Here is a 7570-nt window from a genome sequence, read left to right as displayed (position 1 = left end):
CGGTCAGATCGGCCGGGGTGGCACGCTCCAGAGTGACGAACAGCTGGCGCACCCGTTCCCCCTGGCGGTTGGCGGCGCCCCGACCTCCTTCCCGCAGCAGCGTCAGCAGCTCCAGGCGGGGCTGGGCGGGGTCGCCCGGGGGCGGGATCGGTTCCGGCATCGGGGCAACCAGGAGCACACCGGTGCCATGCTGGCCGCAGCCTGGCCGCAGCCTGGCCGATCCGAGGCTCCGGCGACCCATCGGAGGCCACCGGGCACGGCGGCTGCGTTCAGCCCAGCCAGCTGATGAAGCTCTGGATCACCAGCGAGTTGGTGATGTCCACGAAGAAGCCCGACACCAGGGGCAGGATCAGGAAGGCCCGCTCGGCCGGGCCGTAGGTCTGGGTGACGGCGGCCATGTTGGCCATCGCCGTCGGCGTGGCTCCCATCGAGAAGCCGCCGAAGCCGGCGCAGATCACGGCGGCCTGGTAGTCGCGGCCCATGACCCGGAACACGACCAGAAGCGCGTAGGCGAAGGCGATCAGGAACTGCACCGCCAGGATCAGCAGCAGCGGCCCGCCCAGTCCCTGGAGCGTCCACAACTGCAGNCTCATCAGCGACATCGCCAGGAACACCCCCAGCGCCACATCCGACACCACCGCCAGGGTGGAGCTGTTGGCCGGCCACGGCAGCCGCACCAGCCGCGGGATGGTGTTGGTGAGGAGGATGCCGGCGAACAGGGCACACACGAACAGGGGCAGGTTGCCCCCCATGGCCTTGAGGGTGTCGTGGATCAGCTGCCCGAGGCCCAGGCACACGTTCAGCCAGAACAGGGTGGCGAGCAGCTGGAAGCTGGTGATCGGCGGACCGGGCCTGGCGGTTTCCGCCATCGGGTCCCGCAGCGTCCCGTTGGCCGGTGGCGGCACCGGCGGCGGGGCGCGGCGGATCAGAATCCTGGCGATCGGACCGCCCATCAGGGCGGAGAGAATCAGCCCGAGGGTGGCGCTGGCCGTACCGATCTCCACGGCGCTGGCCACGCCGTGCAGCTCGGCGAAGCGGGNCCCCCAGGCGATCGCCGTGCCGTGGCCGCCCACCAGCGATACCGAACCGGTGAGCAGGCCCACCAGCGGATCGAGCCCCAGCAGGCCGGCCATGGCCACGCCCGTCAGGTTCTGCAGCGTGATGAACACCACGGTGGCGGCCAGCAGGATCAGCAGCGGCCAGCCGCCACTGCGCAGGGTGCGTACGTCGGCGTTGAGGCCGATGCCGGCGAAGAAATAGAGGAGCAGGAAATCCCTGGCCGCCAGATCGAAGCCCACCTCCAGACCGCTCACGGCATGGACCAGTCCCAGCAGCAGGCTCACCAGCAGACCGCTGGCCACCGGCTCGGGAATGTTGAACGTGCGCAGCGGCTTGAGGCGCCGGTGCAGCAGCTTGCCGGCCGCCAGCACCATGATCGCGATGTTGAAGCTGGCGAAGGCGCCGATCTGCATCTGCTGGATCGCTCAGCCGCGAGGTTCAGGGCGCCTCGCCGGCGTGATAGCTGGAGCGTACGAGCGGACCACTGCGCACCTGGGCGAAACCCATCGCCCGGGCGATGGCGCCCAGTTCCTCGAACTCCTCCGGCCGCCAGTAGCGGGCCACCGGCAGGTGGCTGAGCGAGGGGCGCAGGTACTGGCCCAGGGTGAGGCGCTGGCAGTCCACGGCGCGCAGGTCGGTCAGGGTGGCGATGACTTCCTCGCGGGTTNCCCCCAGACCCAGCATCAGGCCACTCTTGGTGGGAATGGTGGGNCCAGCTCGCGGGCGGCCGCCAGCAGGCCCAGGGAGTGCCGGTAGGTGGCCCCGCGACGCACCTCACCCTGGAGCCGTTCCACCGTCTCCAGGTTGTGGTTGAAGCACACCGGTTGCGCCGCCAGCACCGCAGCCAGGCGCTGCCGCTGGGCCCGCTCGCCGGCGGCCGGATCGCGGTGGCCGCCCCAGAAATCGGGGGTGAGCACCTCGATCGCCACGGTCGGGTCGCGGCGCCGGATCGCCGCCATCGTGCCGGTGAACAGGCCGGCGCCATGGTCGTGCAGGTCGTCGCGGGCGACGGCGGTGAGCACCACGTGGCGCAGCCCCAGCACCGCCACCGCCTCGGCCACCCGCCCGGGTTCGGCGGCGTCCACCGGCACCGGCGCCTGGCCCTTCTCCACCTGGCAGAAGGCGCAGCTGCGGGTGCAGATCGGTCCCCCCAGCAGGAAGGTGGCCGTGCCGGCTGCGTAGCACTCGGCCCGGTTGGGGCAGCGCCCCTCCTCGCAGATGGTGTGCAGCCGCTGCTGCTTCACCACCGTCTGCACATCGGCCAGCTGGGAGGCATTGCCCACCGGGCGCTGCAGCCAGGGGGGCAGCCGTTCGGCGGGGGGGATGGCGCTGTAGCGGCTGGGTCTGCTCATGGCGACGAGGGGATCACTGCGGGGATCACTCCACGGCGCGGCGACCCTCGAAGCTCGCGCCAGGGTCACCTCGTCGGCGTAGTCGAGTTCGCTGCCCACCGGCAGGCCGTAGGCGATGCGGGTCACGGTCGTGAACGGTCTCAGCAACCGGGCCAGATAGAGGCTGGTGGTGTCCCCCTCCACGCTCGGCGTGAGGGCCAGGATCACCTCCTGCACCGGCGGCTCCGCGATCGCTCCACCGCTGCCGGCCACCCGCTGCACCAGGGGCTGGATCTGAAGCAGCTCCGGACCGACGCCGTCCATCGGCGAGATCAGACCGCCGAGCACGTGATAGCTGCCCCGGAACTCGCGGGTCCGCTCCATCGCCAGCAGATCGCGGGAATCGGCCACCACGCAGATCTGGCCGTTGTGGCGCTCGTCGGTCCGGCAGATCTCACAGAGGGGGTCGGCGGAGAGATGGAAGCAGCACCGGCATTGCCCCACCTGGGTGCGGGCGGCCAGCAGGGCATCGGCGAAGGCACGGATCTGCTCCTCGGGCTGACGGATCAGATGCAGGGCCAGACGCTGGGCCGTGCGGGGCCCGATGCCGGGCAGCCGTTCGAACTGATCGATCAGCCGGGCCAACGGGCGCGTGTAGCCGCTCAGGGAACCGCTGCGGGTGGCGCGACTCTAGGCAGAGCGAGCCGGGCGACGGCACCCCCAGAATGACGCAGCGCCCCGGCGTCGTCCGGCTGCCCGTTCACCCCCTGCCCGCCGCCATGTCGTTGTTCCGCCGTCAGCTGCCCCGTGCCCTGGCCCTGCTGCTGGCCCTGGTGCTGGTGGGCTGCAGCGCCGCCGCAGCAGGTCTGCAGCGTTTCCAGAGTCCCGATGGTCGCTATGCGTTCCTCTACCCCACCGGCTGGACCCGTGTGCAGGTGAGCGGTGGCCCTCAGGTGGTGTTTCACGACCTGATCAACAGCGATGAAACCCTCAGCCTGGTGGTGTCGGAGGTGACGCAGGATCGTGAGCTCACCAGTCTCGGCAGTGCGGTGGCCGTGGGCGAGCAGCTGCGCCGCAGCGTGATCGCACCGGACGGCAGCGGTCGCAGGCGGAGCTGGTGCAGGCCGATGAACGGCAGAGCGACGGCCGTACCTTCTACGACCTGGAATACGCCGTGCATCTCGAGGATCGGGACCGTCATGAGCTCGCCACGGTGGTGGTCGACCGCGGTCGCCTCTACACCTTCGCAGCCAGCACCAATGAGATCCGCTGGGGCAAGGTGAAGGATCTCTTTCATCAGGTGGTGACCTCCTTCACGCTGCTGGTGTGAGGTGAGCGGCGCACCGCCGGCGGACCCCGCCTGGAGCGTGGTGGTGGTGGGCGGTGGGCTGGCGGGGAGCCTGCTCGCCCTGGCGCTGAGCCGGCGGGGGGGGCAGGTCACCCTGGTGGATGCGGCCGCGGGGACGGGTGCCACCGGTCTGAGCTACGGGGTGCTGCTGCCGGCCGGTGATCGCGCCTGGAGGCGCCTGCAGCGCTGGCATGGCGACCTGGGCCTGCGGCCTCTGCCGGTGCGGCTGCACGGGGCTGGCCTGCGGCAGCGCTGGCTGCCCGGGTGGTTGGTGGCGCCCTTGGCGTTGCCGCTGGCCCGCGTCGATCCCGTGGTGCTGCTCCAGGCCCTGGTGCCCGCTCTGGAGCGATGCGGTGTGATCAGGCGCTGCGGCCGGGTCCCCGCTCCGCCGCAGCGACACGGGAACCGCTGGCAGCTCACCCTGGTGAGCTCCGCGGGGCAGGAGGAGCGCATCGAGNCAGGCCAGCTCGTGCTGGCCGCCGGTGCCTTCTGCCGGCAGCTGTGGCCCTCTCTTCCCGACACGCTGCGGGTCAGCTGGGCCGGAGTGCTGCAGCTCGATCGGCTCCCGGAAGGTCTGAGGCTGCCGCCAGGAGGAGCTCTGCTGCCCTATCGGATGCAGCGGCTGGAGCTGGAGGGACGGGCACCGCAACTGACGGCCGAAGCATGGGTGGTGGATGGTGGCCTGGTGCCGTGGGGTGGTGGTTGGCTGGCGGGCCAGATCTCGCTGCTGCGGCCCGGTCTGCCGGTGGGNTCAGCCGCCCGATCCGCAGGTGATGGAGTTCCGCCTGCGACAGGCTCTGGCAACGCTCGTCCCGTCCATGAGCAGCTGGCCCGGCTGTTATCGCCAGGTGCCGGTGGCGTTCTGCAGCGATGGGGCGCCGCTCTCCGGATCCGTCCCCGGCCAGCCGGGGCTGTGGGTGTGCAGCGGCTTCAGCGGGGCCTTCAGCGCGGTGCCGGTTGCTGTGGAGGTGCTGGCCGATCGCCTTGCCGAGGCCGCACTACGGCGGCCTGCCGATCCTGGTGCTGCTGCTGGGATCAGTAGATGGCGCGATCGCGCTCCCGGTCCGCGCTGAGCTGGTCGCTGCCCGATTGGGGCCAGTCCGCCTCCCAGTAGCTGATGCCGTCGCTCATGAACGGGCGTCCACCGAGCCGCTGGGTCTCGAGCTTGGTCGTTCCCATGGCCGTGATCAGGCCGCCCAGCTCCATCGGACCGAGGTCCGTCTTGAGATCCTTGCCGGCGGCGGCCAGCAGGGAGGGCAGCCGCACCAGTTGCTCGGGCCGGGTGAGCTTGCGGAACAGAGACTGCAGAGCCAGCTGCTGGCGCTCGATCCGGCCGATGTCGCCCATCTCGTCGTGACGGAAGCGGANGAAAACCCTCCAGGTCTCGCCCCTTGAGGTTCTGCACGCCGGGTTGCAGATCGATGTAGAGCCCCTGGCTGTTGTCCACGTAGTACATGCGCTTGGGCACGTCCACCTCGATGCCACCGATGGCATCGGCCATGCGACGGATCGCCGCCAGGTTCACCACCACGTGGTGGGTGATCGGTCGGCCCAGCTTGCGGGAGAGTTCCCGCTTCACCAGGTCGGTGCCGCCGAGGCTGTAGAGCGCATTGATCTTGTGCGGACCGTAGCCCTCGGCCTCGATGTAGCTGTCGCGGGGTACCTGGATGATGCGCGTGGTGGTGCCATCGACCCGCAGGCTCGCGATCACGTCGGTGTTGCCACCACCCACATCCGTGCCGAGCAGCAGGATGTCCTGGTCGCCCACGCCGGTCCAGGCGGCGAAGGGGTTGGTGATCGCCGGGTTGGCTTCGAGAGGGTTGCTGCTGAGCCACTGCCGCAGCGGCGCCGCCAGCAACAGGCCGCTGCTCAGGCCCACCACGATGGCCAGAAGCATCGGGCCGCGCTGGGCACGCTTTCGGGGCCGCCTGGCCACTGACCTCCTCATCTGGCAGAACCTAGGTCAGCATTGGATCAGAGGCTCAGGGTCTCGCCGCTGCGCAGACCGGCCTGCACCCGCCAGAGGTTGGCATAGGCCCCATCGGCGGCGATCAGCTGCTCATGGCGGCCGCTTTCCACGATCCGCCCCTGCTCCATCACCACGATGCGATCAGCGTGGCGCACGGTGGACAGGCGGTGGGCGATCACCAGGGTGGTCCGCGCCGCGGTGATCAGATCGAGCGAGCGCTGGATCGCCGCTTCGGTTTCGTTGTCGACCGCGGCGGTGGCCTCATCGAGGATCAGCACCGGCGGATTCTTGAGGATCGCCCGGGCCAGGGCGATGCGCTGACGCTGGCCACCGGAGAGGCGCTGGCCCCGCTCTCCCACCACCGTGTCGTATCCCTGAGGCAGGGTTTCGATGAAACCGGCAGCCTCGGCCAGCTGCGCGGCCCGCTCGATCGCCGCCCTGGGCGCCTCGAAGCTGCCGTAGGCGATGTTCTCGGCCACCGTTCCGTGAAACAGGAACACCTCCTGGCTCACCAGGCCGATGGCGCGGCGCAGGTCGTCGAGCCGCAGCTCCTGGATCGGAATGCCATCGAGCCGGATCCAGCCGCCCTGGATCTCATAGAGCCGCAGCAGCAGCTTCACCAGGGTGCTCTTGCCCGATCCTGTGGAGCCCACGATGCCGATCGTGCTGCCGGCCGGGATGTCGAGGTTGAAGTGGTGCAGCAGCGGTGAGCGGCCCGGGTAGGCGAAGTGAACCGACTCGAACCGCAGCTCGCCGCGCACCTGGCCGACGGGCAGGGGGCGATCACCGCTGGGGATGGCGATCGGTGTGTCCAGCAGATCGAGGACCCGGTTGGTGGAGGCCATCGCCCGCTGATAGTCGTCGAGGGTGCGGCCCAGGGTGGTGAGCGGCCAGAGCAGCCGCTGGGTGATGAACACCAGGAAGGCATAGCTGCCGGTGGCGATCTGGCCTTGCCAGGCCTGCAGACCGCCGATCACCAGGATGGCGATGAAGGCGAACAGGATCGCGTAGCGGATCAGGGGCACGAAGGCCGCCGACAGGCGGATTGCCCGGCGGTTGGCCTGCCTGTAGGCCTGACTCTGCTGCTCCAGTCGGGCCAGCTCCCAGGTTTCGGCGGTGTAGCTCTTGATCGTGAGCATGCCGCCGAGGTTGTTGCTCAGCCGGCTGGCCAGATCGCCGGCCTGCTCGCGCACGGCCGCATAGCGGGGAGCCAGGCGCCGCTGGAAGCGCAGCGATCCCCAGAGGATCACCGGGATCGGGATGAACGACACCCCGGCCACCCCGGGGGAGAGCACCACCATCGCCCCGCCCACGGCCAGCACGGTGGTGAGCAGCTGCAGGATCTCGTTGGCGCCGTGATCCAGGAAGCGCTCCAGCTGGTTGATGTCGTCGTTGAGAACGGCCATCAGGCGGCCGCTGCTGCCGGCCTCGAAGAAGGCCATCTCCAGCTTCTGAAGGTGGTCGTAGGCCTCCAGCCGCAGCTCGTGCTGCACCGTCTGGGCGAGGTTTCGCCAGAGCAGGCCGTAGAGGTATTCGAACAGCGACTCGGCGCTCCAGATCAGGAACGAGAGCACCGCCAGCACAGCCAGCTGCTGCGGCACCGCCGTGAAACCGAAGCGGCTCAACCAGGCGGTCTCCTGCTGCACCACCACATCCACCGCCAGCCCGATCAGCACCGGGGGGGNCGAGATCGAACAGCTTGTTGAGCACCGAGCAGCCGGCAGCCAGCCACACCTGGCCGCGGTGGGGCCGCAGGGTGCGGATCAGACGCTGCAGGGCGGCGGGGCGATGGTCGGCCGTGGAGGCCATGGGCACGAGGAGATCGAGAAGGGCTCGCCCCACTCTGGGCGCCGGGCTCAGACA

2 protein-coding genes and 5 pseudogenes are annotated in these 7570 nt (G+C 70.0%); 2 read left to right on the top strand and 5 right to left on the bottom strand.

The window, feature by feature from the left end; genetic code table 11:
- Positions 1–269 precede the first annotated feature (269 nt).
- The 3 genes and pseudogenes from gltS to recR all read right to left on the bottom strand — a co-directional run bounded on the left by gltS (position 270) and on the right by recR (position 3026).
- The gene (gene gltS / locus SYNGFB01_RS09325) at positions 270–1472 is read right to left on the bottom strand and encodes a sodium/glutamate symporter (RefSeq protein ID WP_048017822.1); all 1203 of its coding nucleotides are present in this window, start codon (positions 1470–1472) and stop codon (positions 270–272) included.
- Between the two features lie 25 nt (positions 1473–1497).
- Positions 1498–2411: pseudogene (gene lipA / locus SYNGFB01_RS09320) on the bottom strand (lipoyl synthase).
- 25 nt (positions 2412–2436) lie between these two features.
- Positions 2437–3026: pseudogene (gene recR, locus SYNGFB01_RS13305) on the bottom strand (recombination mediator RecR).
- A gap of 143 nt (positions 3027–3169) precedes the next feature.
- Between recR and psbP the strand changes: the two are divergent.
- Together psbP and SYNGFB01_RS09310 are read left to right on the top strand one after the other, a co-directional pair.
- Positions 3170–3720, top strand: a pseudogene (gene psbP / locus SYNGFB01_RS09315) (photosystem II reaction center PsbP).
- Between the two features lies 1 nt (position 3721).
- Entirely contained in the window at positions 3722–4780 is a 1059-nt protein-coding gene (locus tag SYNGFB01_RS09310; protein WP_048017821.1) for an FAD-dependent oxidoreductase, read from the top strand.
- Here SYNGFB01_RS09310 and SYNGFB01_RS09305 read toward each other — a convergent pair.
- Positions 4774–5635 (bottom strand): annotated as a pseudogene (locus SYNGFB01_RS09305) (LCP family protein). The gene SYNGFB01_RS09310 and the pseudogene SYNGFB01_RS09305 overlap by 7 nt on opposite strands.
- Before the next feature lie 77 nt (positions 5636–5712).
- Positions 5713–7516: pseudogene (locus SYNGFB01_RS09300) on the bottom strand (ABC transporter ATP-binding protein).
- Between the last annotated feature and the right edge of the window lie 54 nt (positions 7517–7570).

Origin of the sequence: Synechococcus sp. GFB01, from assembly GCF_001039265.1 — a bacterium.
Lineage (GTDB): Bacteria > Cyanobacteriota > Cyanobacteriia > PCC-6307 > Cyanobiaceae > NIES-981.
The sequence above is the reverse complement of the archived record's forward strand: the minus strand, read 5'-3'. Positions and strand labels throughout refer to the sequence as shown.